This window comes from Stenotrophomonas geniculata (assembly GCF_034508895.1).
Classification (GTDB): domain Bacteria; phylum Pseudomonadota; class Gammaproteobacteria; order Xanthomonadales; family Xanthomonadaceae; genus Stenotrophomonas; species Stenotrophomonas geniculata.
Window position 1 is genome coordinate 272,608 of sequence record NZ_CP140571.1, and the last position, 17,178, is coordinate 289,785.

General features: G+C 66.7%; 17 protein-coding genes. 2 read left to right on the top strand and 15 right to left on the bottom strand.

All coding sequences use genetic code 11. The features are described from left to right. Nucleotides 1-80: 80 nt before the first annotated feature. From alaS to rlmE, 13 genes are all read right to left on the bottom strand, one after another. Complete coding sequence (gene alaS, locus RI032_RS01265; RefSeq protein WP_010484254.1) at nt 81-2,729, bottom strand: alanine--tRNA ligase; 2,649 nt, start codon at nt 2,727-2,729, stop codon at nt 81-83. 109 nt (nt 2,730-2,838) lie between these two features. Beyond that, entirely contained in the window at nt 2,839-3,330 is a 492-nt protein-coding gene (gene recX / locus RI032_RS01270; protein WP_049412637.1) for a recombination regulator RecX, read from the bottom strand. Nucleotides 3,331-3,440: 110 nt separating this feature from the next. Next, entirely contained in the window at nt 3,441-4,478 is a 1,038-nt protein-coding gene (recA, locus tag RI032_RS01275) for a recombinase RecA (RefSeq protein ID WP_010484252.1), read from the bottom strand. A gap of 204 nt (nt 4,479-4,682) precedes the next feature. Further along, entirely contained in the window at nt 4,683-5,318 is a 636-nt protein-coding gene (lexA, locus tag RI032_RS01280; protein ID WP_010484251.1) for a transcriptional repressor LexA, read from the bottom strand. Nucleotides 5,319-5,510: 192 nt separating this feature from the next. Next, nucleotides 5,511-7,193 carry a 2-polyprenylphenol 6-hydroxylase gene (gene ubiB / locus RI032_RS01285; protein ID WP_010484250.1) on the bottom strand — a complete coding sequence of 561 codons (1,683 nt, stop codon included), beginning with the start codon at nt 7,191-7,193 and terminating at the stop codon, nt 5,511-5,513. Nucleotides 7,194-7,227: 34 nt separating this feature from the next. Continuing rightward, nucleotides 7,228-7,722 carry a CinA family protein gene (locus RI032_RS01290; protein ID WP_010484249.1) on the bottom strand — a complete coding sequence of 165 codons (495 nt, stop codon included), beginning with the start codon at nt 7,720-7,722 and terminating at the stop codon, nt 7,228-7,230. 103 nt (nt 7,723-7,825) lie between these two features. Beyond that, nucleotides 7,826-9,136 carry a ribosome rescue GTPase HflX gene (hflX, locus tag RI032_RS01295; RefSeq protein ID WP_322547738.1) on the bottom strand — a complete coding sequence of 437 codons (1,311 nt, stop codon included), beginning with the start codon at nt 9,134-9,136 and terminating at the stop codon, nt 7,826-7,828. Nucleotides 9,137-9,150: 14 nt separating this feature from the next. Continuing rightward, nucleotides 9,151-9,426 (bottom strand): RNA chaperone Hfq, encoded by a 276-nt coding sequence (hfq, locus tag RI032_RS01300; RefSeq protein ID WP_004152891.1) that lies wholly within the window; start codon nt 9,424-9,426, stop codon nt 9,151-9,153. A gap of 96 nt (nt 9,427-9,522) precedes the next feature. Then, the gene (gene miaA, locus RI032_RS01305; protein ID WP_260364342.1) at nt 9,523-10,476 is read right to left on the bottom strand and encodes a tRNA (adenosine(37)-N6)-dimethylallyltransferase MiaA; all 954 of its coding nucleotides are present in this window, start codon (nt 10,474-10,476) and stop codon (nt 9,523-9,525) included. Next, the gene (gene folP, locus RI032_RS01310) at nt 10,476-11,372 is read right to left on the bottom strand and encodes a dihydropteroate synthase (RefSeq protein WP_322547739.1); all 897 of its coding nucleotides are present in this window, start codon (nt 11,370-11,372) and stop codon (nt 10,476-10,478) included. The genes miaA and folP overlap by 1 nt, the downstream gene beginning before the upstream one ends. A gap of 581 nt (nt 11,373-11,953) precedes the next feature. Next, nucleotides 11,954-12,139 carry a hypothetical protein gene (locus RI032_RS01315; RefSeq protein WP_005416039.1) on the bottom strand — a complete coding sequence of 62 codons (186 nt, stop codon included), beginning with the start codon at nt 12,137-12,139 and terminating at the stop codon, nt 11,954-11,956. A 102-nt stretch (nt 12,140-12,241) separates the two neighbouring features. Further along, nucleotides 12,242-14,176: an ATP-dependent zinc metalloprotease FtsH gene (ftsH, locus tag RI032_RS01320; protein WP_057502978.1), complete on the bottom strand. Its 1,935-nt coding sequence runs from the start codon at nt 14,174-14,176 to the stop codon at nt 12,242-12,244. 69 nt (nt 14,177-14,245) lie between these two features. Next, nucleotides 14,246-14,878, bottom strand: a complete 633-nt coding sequence (rlmE, locus tag RI032_RS01325; protein ID WP_005409014.1) for a 23S rRNA (uridine(2552)-2'-O)-methyltransferase RlmE — start codon at nt 14,876-14,878, stop codon at nt 14,246-14,248. Nucleotides 14,879-14,943: 65 nt separating this feature from the next. On the opposite strand from rlmE, the gene yhbY reads away from it, so the two are divergent. Both yhbY and RI032_RS01335 read left to right on the top strand, forming a co-directional pair. Beyond that, entirely contained in the window at nt 14,944-15,249 is a 306-nt protein-coding gene (gene yhbY / locus RI032_RS01330) for a ribosome assembly RNA-binding protein YhbY (RefSeq protein WP_004152868.1), read from the top strand. A gap of 13 nt (nt 15,250-15,262) precedes the next feature. Then, a complete protein-coding gene (locus tag RI032_RS01335) occupies nt 15,263-15,637 on the top strand; it encodes an Mth938-like domain-containing protein (protein WP_010485970.1) in 375 nt (124 codons plus the stop codon). Nucleotides 15,638-15,775: 138 nt separating this feature from the next. Here the strand turns inward: RI032_RS01335 and RI032_RS01340 are convergent, their stop codons facing one another. Both RI032_RS01340 and RI032_RS01345 read right to left on the bottom strand, forming a co-directional pair. Continuing rightward, nucleotides 15,776-16,558, bottom strand: a complete 783-nt coding sequence (locus tag RI032_RS01340) for a peptidoglycan DD-metalloendopeptidase family protein (RefSeq protein ID WP_005416034.1) — start codon at nt 16,556-16,558, stop codon at nt 15,776-15,778. Then, nucleotides 16,555-17,169, bottom strand: coding sequence for a YqaA family protein (locus RI032_RS01345; protein WP_043402113.1), 615 nt, complete (start codon nt 17,167-17,169; stop codon nt 16,555-16,557). Before RI032_RS01345 ends, RI032_RS01340 begins: the two co-directional genes overlap by 4 nt. Between the last annotated feature and the right edge of the window lie 9 nt (nt 17,170-17,178).

The following is a 17,178-nucleotide window of genomic DNA, read 5'->3' on the forward strand; positions in this document are numbered from 1 at the left end:
GCTACCACGACAAAGGGAAAAGATTCGCAATGGTACCGTCAGCCGTCCCGCTCCTACAAGGAGGGGGACGGCCAGGTTCATCACAGGCGGGGGCTGACCCATTCAACGACTGCAGCCAGCGCAGTGGCAAGGGCGGGCCCGTCCTCGCCACCACCCTGGGCGAGGTCCGGGCGTCCGCCGCCCTTGCCCCCGATCTGACTGGCGATATGGGACAACAGTTCCCCGGCCTTGACCTTGCCCATTGCACTGCCGTTCACACCCGCAACCAGGGCAGCCTTGCCGTCCTGGGCACCGGCCAGCACGATCACCGCATCGCCCAGCTGCTGCTTCAGGCGGTCCATGGCGTCACGCAGGGCCTTGGCATCGAAGCCCTCCAGGCGGGCAGCCAGCACCTTCACGCCGGCAACCTCGACAGCCTGGCCGGACAGGTCGGCCGTGGCACCGGCGGCGACCTTGGCCTTCACGGCCTCCAGCTCGCGCTCCAGCAGCTTCTGGCGCTGGCCAAGGGCACGGATCTTCTCGACCACGTCGGCAGCGCTGCCACCGAGCAGGTCGGCGGCCTCGGCCAGGCGGGCCTCTTCGGCGTCCACGTAGTCCAGGGCGCCCTGGCCGGTGACCGCTTCGATACGGCGCACGCCAGCCGAGACACCGCCCTCGGAGGTGATCTTGAACAGGCCGATGTCGCCGGTGCGGTTGACGTGGGTACCGCCGCACAGCTCGGTGGAGTAGTCACCCATCTTCAGCACGCGCACGTGCTCACCGTACTTTTCGCCGAACAGGGCCATGGCGCCGAAGTCCAGCGCTTCCTGCATGCCCATGTTGTGCACTTCGGCGGCGTTGTTCGCGCGCACCTGCTGGTTGACCTTGCGCTCGATCACAGCCAGCTCTTCCGCGCTGATCGGCTGGAAGTGCGAGAAGTCGAAACGCAGGCGGTCCGGAGCGACCAGCGAGCCCTTCTGCTGCACGTGGGTGCCCAGCACTTCGCGCAGGGCGGCATGCAGCAGATGGGTGGCCGAGTGGTTGAGGATGGTGGCGCCGCGGCGCTCGCCATCGACCTGGCCGGACAGCACGTCGCCGACCTTCAGGCCGCCGTCGGACAGGGTGCCGACGTGGCCATGGAACTGGCCGGCGAACTTCTGGGTATCGTCCACCGCCAGGCGCACTCCGTTGCCGGTCAGCACGCCGGTGTCGCCGACCTGGCCACCGGATTCGGCGTAGAACGGGGTCTGGTCGGTGATCACGATGACTGCGTCACCGGCATCGGCCGACTGCACCGGACGACCGTCCTTCAGCACGGCCAGCACGGTCAGGCCGTCGGCCTGCAGGCGGTCGTAGCCGAGGAACCGGGTCGGGCTCAGGGTCGCCACCAGCTCGGCCGGCAGGGTCACGCCGCCACCGAACTTGCCGGCCGCACGTGCGGTTTCGCGCTGCTGTTCCATCGCAGCATCGAAGCCGGCGATGTCGACGGTCAGGTCGCGCTCGCGGGCGATGTCCTGGGTCAGGTCGAGCGGGAAGCCATAGGTGTCGTACAGGCGGAAGGCGTCAACGCCCGGGATCACGCCATTGCTGGCCTTGCCCGCGACGTCTTCGAAGATCTTCATGCCGGCATCGAGGGTTTCAGCGAAACGCTCCTCCTCGGCCTGCAACGCACGGGTGACGGTGTCAACCGCTGCCGGCAGTTCCGGATAGGCCTCGCCCATCTGCTCGACCAGGGTCGGCACCAGCTTGCTGAAGAACGGCTGGCGCACACCCAGCATCCAGCCATGGCGCAGGGCGCGGCGGATGATACGGCGCAGCACATAGCCACGGCCTTCGTTGGAAGGCAGCACGCCATCGACGATCAGGAACGAACAGGCACGGATATGATCGGCGATCACACGCAGCGACTTGTTTTCCAGGTCGGCGGTGCCGGTCAGCTCGGAGGCCTTGCGGATCAGGGCCTGGAACAGGTCGATCTCGTAATTGGTGTGCACGTGCTGCAGGATCGCCGCCAGGCGCTCCAGGCCCATGCCGGTATCCACGCACGGAGCCGGCAGCGGCACCAGGGTGCCGTCGGGCTGGCGGTCGAACTGCATGAACACCAGGTTCCAGATCTCGATGAAGCGGTCACCGTCTTCATCCGGAGAACCCGGGGGGCCACCGGCGATATGGTCGCCGTGGTCGTAGAAGATCTCGGTGCACGGGCCACAGGGGCCGGTGTCAGCCATCTGCCAGAAGTTGTCCGAAGCGAACGGCGCACCCTTGTTGTCACCGATGCGCACGATGCGCGCTTCCGGAATGCCGACCATGTCGCGCCACAGTTCGTAGGCTTCGTCATCGGTCTGGTAGACGGTGACCAGCAGGCGCTCGGCCGGCAGCTTCCAGACCTGGGTCAGCAGTTCCCAGGCCCAGGCAATCGCGTCCTTCTTGAAGTAGTCGCCGAAGGACCAGTTACCCAGCATTTCGAAGAAGGTGTGGTGGCGTGCGGTGTAGCCGACCTGGTCGAGGTCGTTGTGCTTGCCGCCAGCGCGCAGGCAGCGCTGGACGTCGGCCGCGCGCACATAGCTGCGCTTCTCCGCACCAAGGAACACGTCCTTGAACTGCACCATGCCGGAGTTGGTGAACAGCAGGGTCGGATCATTGCCCGGCACCAGCGGCGCCGACGGCACGATGGTGTGGCCTTTGCCCTTGAAGAATTCAAGGAAGTCGCTGCGGATCTGGGAAGTCGTGAATTTGGCGGATGCGTTCATTGGGGGCTGGCAGTCTGCGGGCCGGCGGGCCCGGACCACCGGCCGCATTGGCCAGGGTCGCGAGGGACCGCCGAAAACCTAAAGGGTATCAGGCCCGGCGCCGCCAGTCTCAGTCATCCGGGTCGTAGCGGGTCGCACGGCGGATGCTGTCGCCGTCGAAGCCGCGTCGGGCCAGCAGATCGGCGGCCTTGCGCCGCTGCGTCAGGTCCTGCGGGCCGGCCTCGCCAAAGCGTCGGCGGACCAGGTCACGGGCGTTTTCCTGCCAGTCGCCTTCGTAGCTGTCCATCGCCGCGGCAATCGCGGCACTGTCCAGGCCGTGGGTCCCCAGCTCGGCTCGGACATGGATCGGCCCATAGCCGGTGTTGGCACGCATCCGCACCAGATTTTCGGCAAAACGGGTGTCGTCCTGCCAGCCGGCCTCGGTGAGCTTGGCGACAGCCGCCTGCGCCGCATCGTCTTCGATGCCGCGTGCGGTCAGCTTGCGGGTGAGTTCCTTGCGCGAGTGCTCGCGGCGAACCAGCAGGCCCAGCGCCCGTTGCACGGGGGTCTGCTCACGCGGCCGGCGTTTGCGACCGTTGGGAATGTCGTCGGCGTCGGACATGCGTACTCCAAGGGTGGCGCCATCCGTGGCGCCCCGCCCATCCCTGGGCGATTCGAACCTGCGGGACAGGGCGACGTCACTGACGGCGCCGCCCTGCCCCACAGCAAGCTTTACTCGTCGTCGCCTTCGTCGTCGCCTTCCTCACGGCTGGCTTCGGTCGGCTGGAACTTCTCGCGCAGCTCGGCTTCGAGCTTCGCAGCAACTGTCGGGTTGTCGCGCAGGTAACCGCGGGCGTTGTCCTTGCCTTGGCCGATGCGTTCTTCGCCGTAGCTGTACCAGGCACCGGCCTTCTCGACCAGCTTGGCATCCACACCCATGTCGATCAGCTCGCCCTCGCGGCTGATGCCCTCGCCGTACAGGATCTCGGTGATGACCTGCTTGAACGGAGGCGCCAGCTTGTTCTTGACGACCTTGATCTTGGTCTGGTTGCCGATGATCTCGTCGCCCTTCTTGATCGCGCCGATACGGCGGATGTCCAGGCGCACCGAGGCATAGAACTTCAGCGCGTTGCCGCCGGTGGTGGTTTCCGGGCTCTGGCCCGGCATCATCACACCGATCTTCATGCGCAGCTGGTTGATGAAGACCACCAGAGTGTTGGAGCGCTTGATGTTGCCGGTCAGCTTGCGCAACGCCTGGCTCATCAGGCGGGCCTGCAGGCCCGGCAGCTGATCGCCCATCTCGCCTTCGATTTCGGCCTTCGGGGTCAGTGCGGCGACCGAGTCGATCACCAGGATATCGACCGAACCCGAGCGGACCAGCATGTCGGCGATTTCCAGCGCCTGCTCACCGGTATCCGGCTGCGACAGCAGCAGGTCGTCCACGTTCACGCCCAGCTTGGCGGCGTAGATCGGGTCCAGCGCGTGCTCGGCGTCGATGAAGGCCGCGGTGCCGCCCATCTTCTGGCATTCGGCGATGGCCTGCAGGGTCAGCGTGGTCTTGCCCGAGGATTCCGGCCCGTAGATCTCGACGACACGGCCCTTCGGCAGACCGCCGATGCCCAGTGCGATGTCGAGCATCAGCGAACCGGTCGGGATGGCTTCGACGGGCTCGACCACGCGGTCGCCCATGCGCATCACCGAGCCCTTGCCGAACTGCTTTTCGATCTGGCCCAGAGCTGCAGCGAGGGCGCGCTTCTTGTTCTCGTCCATCGGTTGGGTCCTTGCAGAGGTCGTGTCGTTGGAGGTGCTGTCTTTGGGGGTCTTCTTTGCCATGGGCTCACTTTAAGTCGGACGTATCGCACAGGCTGAGATTCTGCCCGGCGCTCTGAAAAGAATTATCGGACATCCGTACCAACCTCAGTGGAACCAGAGAATCGCCACAAAAGACCGCGGGGTAATGCGCTATGGAACGGGTCAACGGTTGGGTCGCAACAGGCCGCAATAGAGGCCTTCGATCGAGAAGTCCTGGTCCGGCTGCACCTCGATCGGCTTGTAGTCGGGGTTGCGCGGCAGCAGGCGGATACGATCCTTGGCGATCTTCAGCAGCTTGACGGTGATCTCGTCATCGATGCGGGCCACCACGATCTGCCCGGAATGGGCGTCGCGGGTGCGGTGCACGCCGATCAGGTCACCGTCGAAGATGCCCTCGTCGATCATCGAATCGCCCTGCACCTTCAGCAGGTAGTCCGGCGCTGGCGAGAAGAACACCCGGTCCAGCACCACGAAATCGTCCGAGCCGATATCGGCGCCGATCGGCAGGCCCGCCGCAACCCGGCCGAGCACCGGCAGGCGCAGCACGCTGTCGGGCAGGCCTGGCTCGGCCAGTTTCTCGACCGGCGGCGCCTGCACCAGCCGGATGCCGCGGGCCTGGCCCGGGATGCGACGGATCGCACCGGCCTGCTCCAGGGCCTCCAGGTGGTACTGGGCCGCGCGCACGCCCTTGAAGCCGAACGCACGTGCGATTTCAGTCTGCGACGGCGGTGCGCCTTCGCTCTCGATACGCTCGGCGATCAACTGCAGGATCGCCTGCTGGGTGTCGGTCAGGTCCATGATTAGTAGTATTACTACTAACTCACAGGACTGCAAGTGCCGGAGACGACACGGCGACATCTGTAGTACCGAGCCGTGCTCGGCAATGTGGCGAATGGCTGGGCTGGGCAAGAGCAGCCGAGCATGGCTCTGCTCTACAGCAATTGCTGCGCGATTCCGCGGTTCCCGCAAGGAATCGCTGCGGCAAGCACACTAGTTGTGCTTGCCGCTTCTCCAGATCGAGAACAGGATCCACACACCGCAGAAGCCGGCGCCGATGAAGCCGCAGACCCCCAACGCCAGCAGCCAGCGGCTGGAGACGCCGCCGACGCTGTGCATCACGATCGACGAGCCGATGATCAGCGCAGCAGTGACGATGCCCATCACCAGCCGGTTCGCGGCCCGGTTCACCTGTTCGCCAAAGCCCTGCAGTGCGGTGGTTTCCACCTTCAGCTGCAGGCGCCCACGGCGCGCTGCCTGTACCAGCTTGCGCAGGTCGCGCGGTAGTTCGCCGGCGAAGTCGACCAGGCCCAGCAGGCTGCGTCGGCCACGCTTGAGCAGCGCCTTGGGGGCATAGCGCTGCAGCACCACCCGCTCCAGGAACGGGCGCGCGGCGCTGGCCATGTCGAAATCCGGGTCCAGCTGCCGCCCCATCCCTTCCAGGGTCAGGAACGCCTTGATCATCAACGCCAGGTCAGCCGGCAGGGTCAGGCTGTAGCTGCGCAGCAGCTGGGTGATGTCGCCCAGCATCAGGCCGATGCGCAGGTCCTTCAGCGGCACGCCACGATACTGGTCGACGAACTGGCTGATGTCGTGCTGCAGCCGGTTCTCGTCCACCTCGACACCGCCGGCCCAGTCCAGCAGCACGTCGGCCACGCCCTGCGGGTCCTGCTCGACCAGCCCGTGCAGCAGCTGAGCCACCTGGAAACGCCGCACTTCCGACAAGGCGCCGACCATGCCGAAATCGATCACGCCGATGCGGCCGTCACGCAGGTAGATGATGTTGCCCGGGTGCGGGTCGGCATGGAAGCTGCCGTCCTCCAGCACCATCTTCAACACGATGTCGGCACCGCGTCGCGCCAGTTCGCGGCGGTCCAGTCCAGCCGCATCGACACCGGCCAGGTCACGCCCTGGAATGCCGTCGACGAAGTCCTGCACGTTGAGGCTTTCGCAGGTCCACTGCCAGTGCACGCGGGGAATCAGGATGTCATCACGACCATTGAAGTTGCGCGCGATGCGCTCGGCATTGCGGCATTCGGCGGCGAAATCCAACTCGCGGCGCAGCGACACGGTGAACTGCTGCACGACTTCGGCCGGGCGGTAACGTCGCAGATCCGGCAGCCGGGCCTCGACGATCTCGGCCAGGCGGGCCAGCAACCGCAGGTCGGCCTCGACCACATCGCGGATGCCGGGGCGCCGTACCTTCAGCACCACCTCGCGACCGTCATGCAGGCGCGCACGATGGGCCTGCGCCAGCGAGGCGGCCGCCATCGGGGTTTCGTCGAGGAACGCGAACACGTCCTGCGGAGACGCACCAAGATCGGCTTCGAGCTGCTCGCGGATGTCCGCATACGGCAGCGCAGGTACCGCGTTCTGTAGTTCGGACAGCTCGGCGATCCATTCCGGTGGCAGCAGGTCGACGCGCGTCGCCAGCACCTGGCCGAGCTTGACGAAGGTCGGGCCGAGATCCTGCATCGCGCTGCGCACGCGCACCGGTGCGGTCATCCGCAGCAGCTCCTGGCGGTCCTCGTTCCAGTGCAGCAGGCGCCCTGCCCGCTCCAGCGTGGTGGCCAGGCCGATGCGCCGCACCACGTCGCCGAAGCCATAGCGGATCAGGACAACGGCGATTTCCTGCAGTCGGCCCAGGTCACGGACCGTGCCCAGCGTTTCCCACATCATGCGTACTCCGGACGATTACCGGAGCAGCATGTCACAGCTGGGCGTCGATACCGCGCAATGCCGCCGCCACGGTTTGCCGGCGGATGGCTTCGCGGTCACCATCAAACTGGAACAGCTCAGCGCGGGCGTAGCCGCCACGGCGCTTCCAGCCGATCCAGACGCTGCCGACCGGCTTGTCCGGGCTGCCGCCGCCGGGGCCGGCGATCCCGGTCACCGCGACGGCGATACCGGCGCCGGAGTTGACCAGGGCACCGGACACCATTTCCAGCACGGTTTCGCGGCTGACCGCGCCGAACTGCTCCAGGGTCTGCGCGCGTACGCCCAGCAGGCGCTGCTTGGCCTCGTAGCTGTAGACCACCATGCCGCAGTCGAAGAACGCCGAGGAACCGGCAATGTCGGTCATGCACTTGGCGATCCAGCCACCACTGCAGCTTTCAGCGGTCACCAGCTGCAGCGAGGCCTGCTGCAGGCGCTGCCCGAGCGCGGCGGACTGGGCGTTGAGTTCAGCGTCGGTGGGGATGGACATCGGCATGACGGTGGGATGAAGAGCCTGGACGTTGTACCGCAGATGACAGGCTGATGTCGCGCGCCGCCGCGATAGCAGTCGCCGAGCATGGCCCGGCGCCGCCTCACCACTCCGGCAGCTTCTCCGGCAGCAGCGCCCGGATCGGTGCGCCGTCGGCACTGGCGGCCAGCTTTTCGGCTTCGGCGATCGGCAGGTCGACCTGCAGCAGCCAGCCTTCCTCGTCGGCCTGCTCACTGCGGATCACTTCCAGCTGGTGCAGGCGCGCGCGCAGGCGGCCCGCATCCGGCGGCAGGCGCAGTTCGCCGGTGACGTGCTGCAGTCCCAGGCGCTTGCCCAGCACCGCCTGCAGCAGGTCCAGGCCCTGCCCGTCACGCGCGGAAATCCACACCCGCTCGCGGCGCGACTCGTCCGGGATACCGTCCTGGCCGTCGTGACGGACGTCGGCGCCTTCAATGCGGTCGATCTTGTTGAGCACCAGCAACTGCGGCAGATCACCGGCACCGACTGCGGTCAGTACCTCGTCCACCTGGGCGATGCGCTCCTCGCGGTGCGGATCGGCGGCGTCGACCACGTGCAGCAGGAAATCGGCCTCGCGTGCCTCCGACAGCGTCGAGCGGAACGCGGCGACCAGGTCATGCGGCAGGTCGCGGACGAAACCAACGGTGTCGGCCAGCACCACGTTGCCACCCGGCACCGCAATGCGGCGCACGGTCGGGTCCAGCGTGGCGAACAGCTGGTCGGCGGCATAGGCCTCGGCGCCGGTCATGGCGTTGAACAGGGTCGACTTGCCAGCGTTGGTGTAGCCCACCAGGGCCACGCGCGGCAGCTCGCTGCGCACACGCGCACGGCGCATCTGGGTACGCTGCACCTCGACCTTTTCCAGGCGCTTCTGCAGCTGCTCGACCCGCTTCTGCAGCAGGCGCCGGTCGGTTTCCAACTGGGTTTCACCCGGGCCGCGCAGGCCGATCGAACCGCCGCGCTGGCGCTCCAGGTGGGTCCAGCCGCGCACCAGCCGCGTGGCCAGGTGACGCAGCTGCGCCAGCTCGACTTGCAGCTTGCCCTCGTGGCTGTGCGCACGCTGGGCAAAGATGTCCAGGATCAGGCCGGTACGGTCGATCACCCGGCGCTCTAGGAACCGTTCCAGGTTGCGCTCCTGGCCCGGGCTCAACGCATGGTTGACCAGGACCAGGTCGGCACCACTGGCGTCGGCCGCCGCCTTGATCTCGTCCAGCTTGCCGCTGCCGATCAGGGTCGACGGATTCGGACGGTCCAGGCGCGCGGTGATCGTCGCGGCAATGCTGGCCCCAGCCGAGCGGGCCAGATCACCGAATTCTTCCAGCACATCGTCTTCCAGCTTGCCGAAATGGGGCTGGATCAACAGGGCGTGTTCGCCCTTTTTCGAGCGGTCAAACATTCACCGCTCCGGTATTACTCGTCTGCTTCATCACCTGCCTGACCACCTTCACCCGACTGCACGTAACCACCGCCCGGACCGACCTTCACGTTGCGTGCCGGAACGACCGTGGAAATGGCGTGCTTGTAGACCATCTGACTGACCGTGTTGCGCAGCAGGACCACGAACTGGTCGAACGACTCGATTGTGCCCTGCAGCTTGATGCCGTTGACCAGGTACACCGAAACCGGCACGCGTTCGCGCCGCAGTGCGTTCAAGAAAGGATCCTGCAGCGATTGCCCCTTGGACATTGCACACTCCTGATTATTGTTCTTATTGGGTTGCCGACGGTTGCCACGGCCCCCGAGCCGCCCGCCGACCGATGATGTTACACGGCTGGCGGGGGTTCAGCGTGCGACGAAGGTCGACACCGCGCCGGCCAGGCGCTCCCTGTCCATATGGGGGTCGAACCAGCGCGCATCAAGCTCGCCACGCAGCCAGGTCAGCTGGCGCTTGGCCAGCTGGCGGGTGGCGAAGATCGCCTTGTCACGGAAACGGGCGGCATCGCCCTCGCCGTCGAGGTATTCCCAGGCTTGGCGGTAGCCGACCGCACGCACCGCCGGCAGGTCCAGCGGCGCCGTCACGGCGGCCATTTCCGGCATTGCACGCAGTGCCCGCACCTCGTCCAGGAAGCCCTGCGCCAGCATGGCGTCGAAGCGGGCCTCGATGCGCTGGTGCAGGACGGCGCGGTCACGCGGGGCCAGGATCAGTTTGAGGGTGCGTACCGGCAACGGCGCCACGCCCGGCCGACGCTGCCATTCGGTGATGGGGGTACCGGTCAGGCGGTAGACTTCCAGCGCCCGCTGGATGCGTTGCGGGTCGGTGGCATGGATGCGCGCGGCCGCTGCCGGATCGACCTCGGCCAGCTCCGCATGCAGTGCCGCCCAACCACGCTCGGCCGCCTCGGCGCTGAGCGCCTCGCGCATTACCGGGTCAGCCTCCGGCATCGGCGACAGGCCCTGCAGCAGGGACCGGAAGTACAGCCCCGTACCACCTGCCAGGATCGGCGTTTTGCCACGCGCCACGATGTCGGCCACGACCCGGCTGGCATCGGCCGCGAACTCGGCCGCCGAATAGGTCTGCCACGGATCGCGCAGGTCCAGCAGATGGTGCGGCGCCTGCGCACGCTCGGCCGCATCCGGCTTGGCCGAGCCGATATCCAGATGCCGGTAGACCAGCGCCGAATCGACGCTGACGATCTCGCCATCCAGCTGCTTCGCAAGGGCGATCGCGGTGGCGGTCTTGCCACTGGCGGTCGGCCCCATCACGGCGATCGCCAGTGGCCGCCGGTCGATGCCCATCAGTCTTCGTCCGGCCAGCGGATCGTCGGCGTGGCGTCGGCGCGCGGCGTTGGCACAGCCTCGACTGCCTGCCAGATCTTCAGCGCATCGACGGTGGCGGCCACGTCATGCACGCGCACGATGCGTGCGCCGCGCTGCACCGCGATCAGATGTGCGGCTACCGAAGCCGCCACCCGTTCGGATGGCGTATCGCGGCCGGTCAGTTCGCCCAGGCTGCGTTTGCGCGACAGGCCAGCCAACATCGGCACGCCCAGTTCCAGGAAGCGTTCCGAGCGCGCCAGCAGGGTCATGTTGTGGGCGGTGCTCTTGCCGAAGCCGAAACCGAGGTCGATCAGCAGGTTCTTCTTCGCAATGCCCGCCATCTCGGCGGCGAACAGGCGCTGCACCAGGAAACCGTGCACCTCGGCGACCACGTCGCCGTAGTGTGGATCTGCCTGCATGTGGCCCGGTTCGCCCTGCATGTGCATCAGCACCACCGGCACGCCGGTTGCAGCGGCGGCGTCCAGCGCCCCGTCCTGACGCAGGCCGAAGATGTCGTTGATCATGCCGGCGCCAGCGGCCACCGCCGCGCGCATCACCTCCGGCTTGAAGGTGTCGATGCTGATCGGCACCTGGGTGCGGGCGGCCAGCTGCTCGATCACCGGAATCACCCGGCGCAGCTCATCCTCGATCGACACCGGCGCAGCGCCCGGGCGGGTCGATTCGCCGCCGATGTCGAGCAGGTCGGCGCCCTCCTCGACCAGCTTCAGACCGTGGGCGACGGCCGCCTCGGTGGTGTCGTGCGCGCCGCCATCGGAGAACGAGTCCGGGGTGACGTTGACGATGCCCATGACCTGGGCACGGTCGAGGCGCAGGATGCGGCCGGCGCAGTCGAGCTGGGGCGAGGTATCGAACATGGGCAATCCTGCTGGGACAACGAAAGGTAGTTTAGTTCGGCAGGGCGGCGCCCTGCACCCGCCGAGGCAACGGCCACAGCAAAAGCCCAAGCAACAGCAGAAGCTGGTTTCCTGAGGGTAGGCGGGGTGGGTCCGGCTGCGGGAGACGCCGTGAACCCGTCCATGGGGGCTTGGCCGCGGCATCCATGCCGCGGACACTCCCGCAACCGGACCCACCCCGCCTTCGACAGTCTTCCGCGATCTTCAGTAGATCCACGCCATGCGTGGATGCTCTTCGTTCAATTCTCGAGAAATTCGAATTCGATGGAGATTGATCCACGCATGGCGTGGATCTACCGTGTCGACCAAGGTCGACACCCACCAACAGCAGCAGAAATCTGTCAGAGGTGGGGCGGTGTCGGAGGGCGGGGTGTCAGCCGCATGGATGCGGCTGCCAAGCCCCCATGGACGGGTTCACGGCGTCCCCGCCCTCCGACACCGCCCCGCCAAACCACGGAATGTTGCTGTTGCTGTTGCTGCTGAGGTTGCCGGCCAGCGGCCGGCACTACCGCGGGTGCAGGGCGCAGCCCTGCCGATACCCCTCAACGGCGGCGGCGCTTGCGATCCACGTACAGGGTCCTGGCGATGCTCAGCACGATGCCAACGGCGATACCCACCACGCAGCCCAGCAGCAGATTGTCGGCCCCCAGGCCCACACCCACGCCGACCACGGTGGCGATGACCATTTCGGCGGTGTGGGAAATCGGTTCGGGCTTCGGGGCGGACATGCGGGCTCCAGCGTCAGTTCGGTTCTTCGGAATGGGCCGGTAGCCCGGAAACGACGAAGCCGGGTTGCCCCGGCCTCGTCTGGTGTCACGCGTAGCGGGCCGTCAGTGCGATTCGGCCGGGCCCGCGATCGGCGGCAGCGGGCGGGCGTCGCCGCCCTTGTCGTTGCCACCATCCTTGTTCGACTTGCTCCAGCCGGCCGGCGGCGGCGGATCGCGGCCTTCCATGATGGCGTCGATCTGCGGCGCGTCGATGGTCTCGTACTGCAGCAGCAGCTGGGACATCGCGTGCAACTTGTCCAGGTTGGCCGTCATCAGCTCGGTGGTGCGCGCGTAGGCTTCGTCGAGGATCTTGCGCACTTCCTCATCGATGCGGCGCGCGGTGTCGTTGGACACGCTCTTGTGCTGGGTGACCGAACGGCCCAGGAACACCTCGTCATCCTCTTCGCCATAGGCGATCGGGCCGAGCTGGTCGGACAGGCCCCACTTGGTGACCATGTTGCGAGCCATCTTGGTGGCGCGTTCGATGTCGTTGGAGGCGCCCGTGGTGACCTTGTCGGCACCGAAGATCAGCTCCTCGGCGACGCGACCACCATACAGCGAGCACAGCTGCGACTTGATCGCCACGCGGTTCATCGAATACTTGTCGCCTTCCGGCAGGTACATGGTCACACCCAGCGCACGGCCGCGCGGAATGATGGTGACCTTGTAGACCGGGTCGTGCTCGGGCACCAGGCGGCCGACGATGGCGTGACCGGCCTCGTGGTAGGCGGTGAGCGTCTTCTCTTCTTCGCTCATGGCCATCGAGCGGCGCTCGGCACCCATCAGGATCTTGTCGCGGGCACGGTCGAAGTGGTCCATGCGGACTTCCTTCTCGTTGCCACGCGCAGCGAACAGGGCGGCCTCGTTGCAGAGGTTGGCCAGGTCGGCGCCGGAGAAGCCCGGGGTACCGCGCGCGATCACCATCGGCTCGACATCGTCGGCCAGGGGCAGCTTGCGCATGTGGACCTTCAGGATGTGCTCGCGGCCCTTCACGTCCGGCAGGCCGACCACGACCTGGCGGTCGAAACGGCCCGGGCGCAGCAGCGCCGGGTCCAGCACGTCCGGACGGTTGGTCGCGGCGATCACGATCACGCCTTCTCCGCCTTCAAACCCGTCCATCTCGACCAGCAGCTGGTTCAGGGTCTGCTCGCGCTCGTCGTGACCGCCGCCCAGGCCGGCGCCACGGTGGCGACCGACGGCGTCGATTTCGTCGATGAAGATGATGCACGGCGCGTGCTTCTTGGCCTGCTCGAACATGTCGCGCACGCGGCTGGCGCCGACGCCGACGAACATTTCAACGAAGTCCGAACCGGAGATCGAGAAGAACGGCACCTTGGCTTCGCCGGCGATGGCCTTGGCCAGCAGCGTCTTGCCGGTACCCGGCGGGCCCACCATCAGCACGCCGCGCGGAATCTTGCCGCCCAGCTTGGTGAACTTGGACGGGTCGCGCAGGAAGTCGACCAGTTCACCCACTTCTTCCTTGGCCTCGTCGCAGCCGGCGACGTCGGCGAAGGTGACCTTGATCTGGTCTTCGCCCTGCAGCTTGGCGCGCGACTTGCCGAAGGACATCGCGCCCTTGGCACCGCCGCCACCGCCCTGCATCTGGCGCATGATGAACAACCAGAAGCCGATGATCAGGATGACCGGCAGGAAATTCATCAGGATCGCGCCGAGGGAGATGCCGCTGGACGGCTCCTCCTGCACGATCTCCACGTTCTTGGTGCGCAGCACGTTGATCAGGTCACGATCGAACGGCGCGGTGATGGTGGACGACTGCCCACCGCGGGTGGTGTAGGTCAGCTGGCTGGTGCCGCCGCGCATGTCGCCGCCGAAGGCGACCTTCTGCACGTTGCCGCTGTCCACCTGGTCCAGGAACTGCGAATACGACGCGCCCTGCGCCCCGGCCCCGGAGGACTTGGGCGAGAAGCTCTGGAAGACCACCATCAGCACGACGGCGACGACCACCCATAGCAGGAGGTTCTTGGTCAAGTCGTTCATCCTCATTGGCTCCGGTGTTCCTCTCAGTGCTGGCGTTGCGTTGGGGTCGAACTTGCGTACGTTGCGAGCTTACTTCATGTGGGCGCGTTTTCCCTGACCCAAGGCATACACCTCGGGAGAGCGCTTGCGCGAGGCTTCCGGCTTGCGGATGGAGACTTTGTCGTACCGGCGGCGCATGTCGCGCACGTAGTCGTCAAAGCCCTCGCCCTGGAACAGCTTGATCAGGAATGCCCCACCGGTTTTCAGGTGGTTGTCGGCAAAATCCAGGGCCAGCTCCGCCAGGTGCATCATCCGCGGCTGGTCGACCGCGCCCACACCACTCTTATTGGGGGCCATGTCCGACAGCACAAGGTCTACCGGCTGATCCCCGAGCATGGCTTCAAACTGTGATAGAACGGCTTCTTCCCTGAAGTCACCATGAAGGAACTCGACGCCGGCCAGCGGCGGCATGTCCAGGATGTCCAGGGCCAGCACGCGGCCGGTGTCGCCGATCTGTCTCCGAACCTGCTGAGACCAGCCGCCCGGGGCCGCGCCGAGGTCGACCACCACCATGTGCGGCTTCAGCAACCGGTCACGTTCCAGCAGCTCTTCGAGCTTGTAGGCGGCGCGCGAACGCATGCCTTCGGCCTGGGCCTTCTTCACGAAGGGGTCGGAGAAGTGTTCCTTGAGCCAGCGCTGGCTGCTTTTGCTGCGGGTAGCCATTGAAAATAGGGGCTGATGGGGTCCTCATGATACCCTGATCGCCCCATTCAACCGTGTTTTCCTGCATGTCCATCGCCCTGACCGCTTCCCAGACCCGTTTCCTGCGCGGCCAAGCCCACGACCTGAAGGCCCTGCTGCAGACCGGCGGCAAGGGTGTGACCCCGGCCTTCATCGCTGAGCTGAACGAAGTGCTGGAGCGCCACGAGCTGGTCAAGGTGAAGGTCGCTGCCGAAGACCGCGACGCCCGTGACGTGATGATCGGCGAGATCGTCGAAGCCACCGAAAGCGCGCTGGTGCAGCGCATCGGCCACGTCGCCGTGCTGTACCGCCCGAGCAAGGAACAGCGACAGATCGTGCTGCCGCGCGGCTGATCGCCCTACTGCCATGCAGCTGAACCACGAACCGCCGGATTACGCCTACAGCCTGCGCGCCGCCGATGGCCGCTCGGCCCGGGTCAACGAGCTGGTGCTGGGCAGCAGCTTCTTCCTGACCCCGGACCAGCTGGTCGAGCGCTGGCCGGTGAAGCAGGCCACCGAACTGCAGCTGGCCGACCTGGAGCCGATCCTGGCGCTGAACCCGGCGCTGATCGTGCTCGGCACCGGTGACCGCCAGGTGTTCCCGCCGGCGGTGGTGATGGCCGCCTGCCTGTCACGCGGCATCGGCCTGGAAGTGATGAACAATCCGGCCGCCGCGCGCACCTTCAACATCCTGGCCGGCGAAGGCCGCAAGGTCGCCGCCGCCTTCATTCTCGAAGGCTGACGTGGCGTCGCCGGGCATGGCCCGGCGGTGCCCTGGATCACACCTACTCTGTAGCGCCCGAGCCCATGCTCGGGCGGCGCCGCGTCGCGGCGCGGAAAGCCGCCGGGCGTGACCCGGCGCTACCCGATCACACGGTGATCAGCGTGCCGGCAGATACTGCTGCGGGTCGACCGGCTTGCCGTTGTAGCGAATCTCGAAGTGGACCATGTCGCGGTTCGCACCGGTGCGGCCCATTTCGGCGATCTGCTCGCCAGCCTTCACGCTCTGCCCTTCATTGACCAGGCGCTTGCGGTTGTGACCATAGGCGGACAGCCACTGGTCGCTGTGCTTGATGATGATCAGTTCGCCGTAGCCGACCAGGCCGGCACCGGAGTACACCACCACTCCGTTGGCGGTTGCCTTGACCGGCTGGCCGCTGGTGCCGGCGATGTCTACGCCCTGCTTGGTCGCGTCACCGGCCACGTAGCGGCCGACGATCGCGCCATCGGCTGGCCAGCGCCAGGCGATGTTGCTCTTGACCGGCCCGACCGGCGCCGGGGCCGGCGCGGTGCTGCCGCCACTGCTGCCAGCCGAACGCGGCGGGGTGACCACCGTGGTCGGCGCACGGCCGCTGGTGGCCCCCTGCGGATACAGGCGGATCACCTGGCCGGGGTAGATGGTCGACGGGTTGTCCAGACGATTCCAGGCAATCAGGTCGGCCGGGGTGATGTCATGGATGCGGGCCAGCGCATAGATGGTGTCGCCCTTGCGCACCACCACGGTCTGCCCGGGCTTGGGCACCGAGGTCTTCGGCGTGGTCACGCCACCAGCGTTGCCGCCGCCCGGGCGGACCACGGTGGCGGTACCGCAGGCGGCCAGTGTGGAAACCAGCAACGCCAGCGCGCCGATGCGCACTCCCTTGCTCAGACGATCAGGATTCATGCGAACTTCGACCTCCATACAAGCCAGGCGATCAGCACCACCACCAGCGCGGTGGCGATCCAGCCCAGCGGTTCAATCCAGCGACGCAGTGCCGCTTCGGCACGCGCACCACCGATACGGATGACCGCAGCCAGCACGAACACGCGCTTGCCGCGACCGATCAGCATGCTCAGCAGGTACTGCGGCATCGGTACGCCGACGATACCCGATGCCCACGTGAAGACCTTCATCGGGATGGGCATGAATCCGCCCAGCACCAGGAAGGTGAACACCGCCCAGGGCGACTCGGCCATCTTCGCCTGCACGGTGATGATGCCCTGCTCGATCGCCGGCAGCATGCCCAGCGCTTCGAACAGCGGCTTGATCGCCTCGAAGGCGTAATGACCCAGTGCATAGCCAACCAGCGCGCCGACCATCGAGCCGGCCAGGCTGAGGGTGGCGAACCACCAGCCGCGCTTGGGCTGGGCCACGCACATCGGCGCCAGCATCACCTCCGGCATCACCGGGAAGATGATCGCCTCGAAGAAGCTCAACACCGTCAGGTAGGTCGGCGCGCGCTCGTGCGCCGCCCACTTCATCGCCCGCTCGTACAGCGGCCCGAAAATCTTCATGCAACCCTG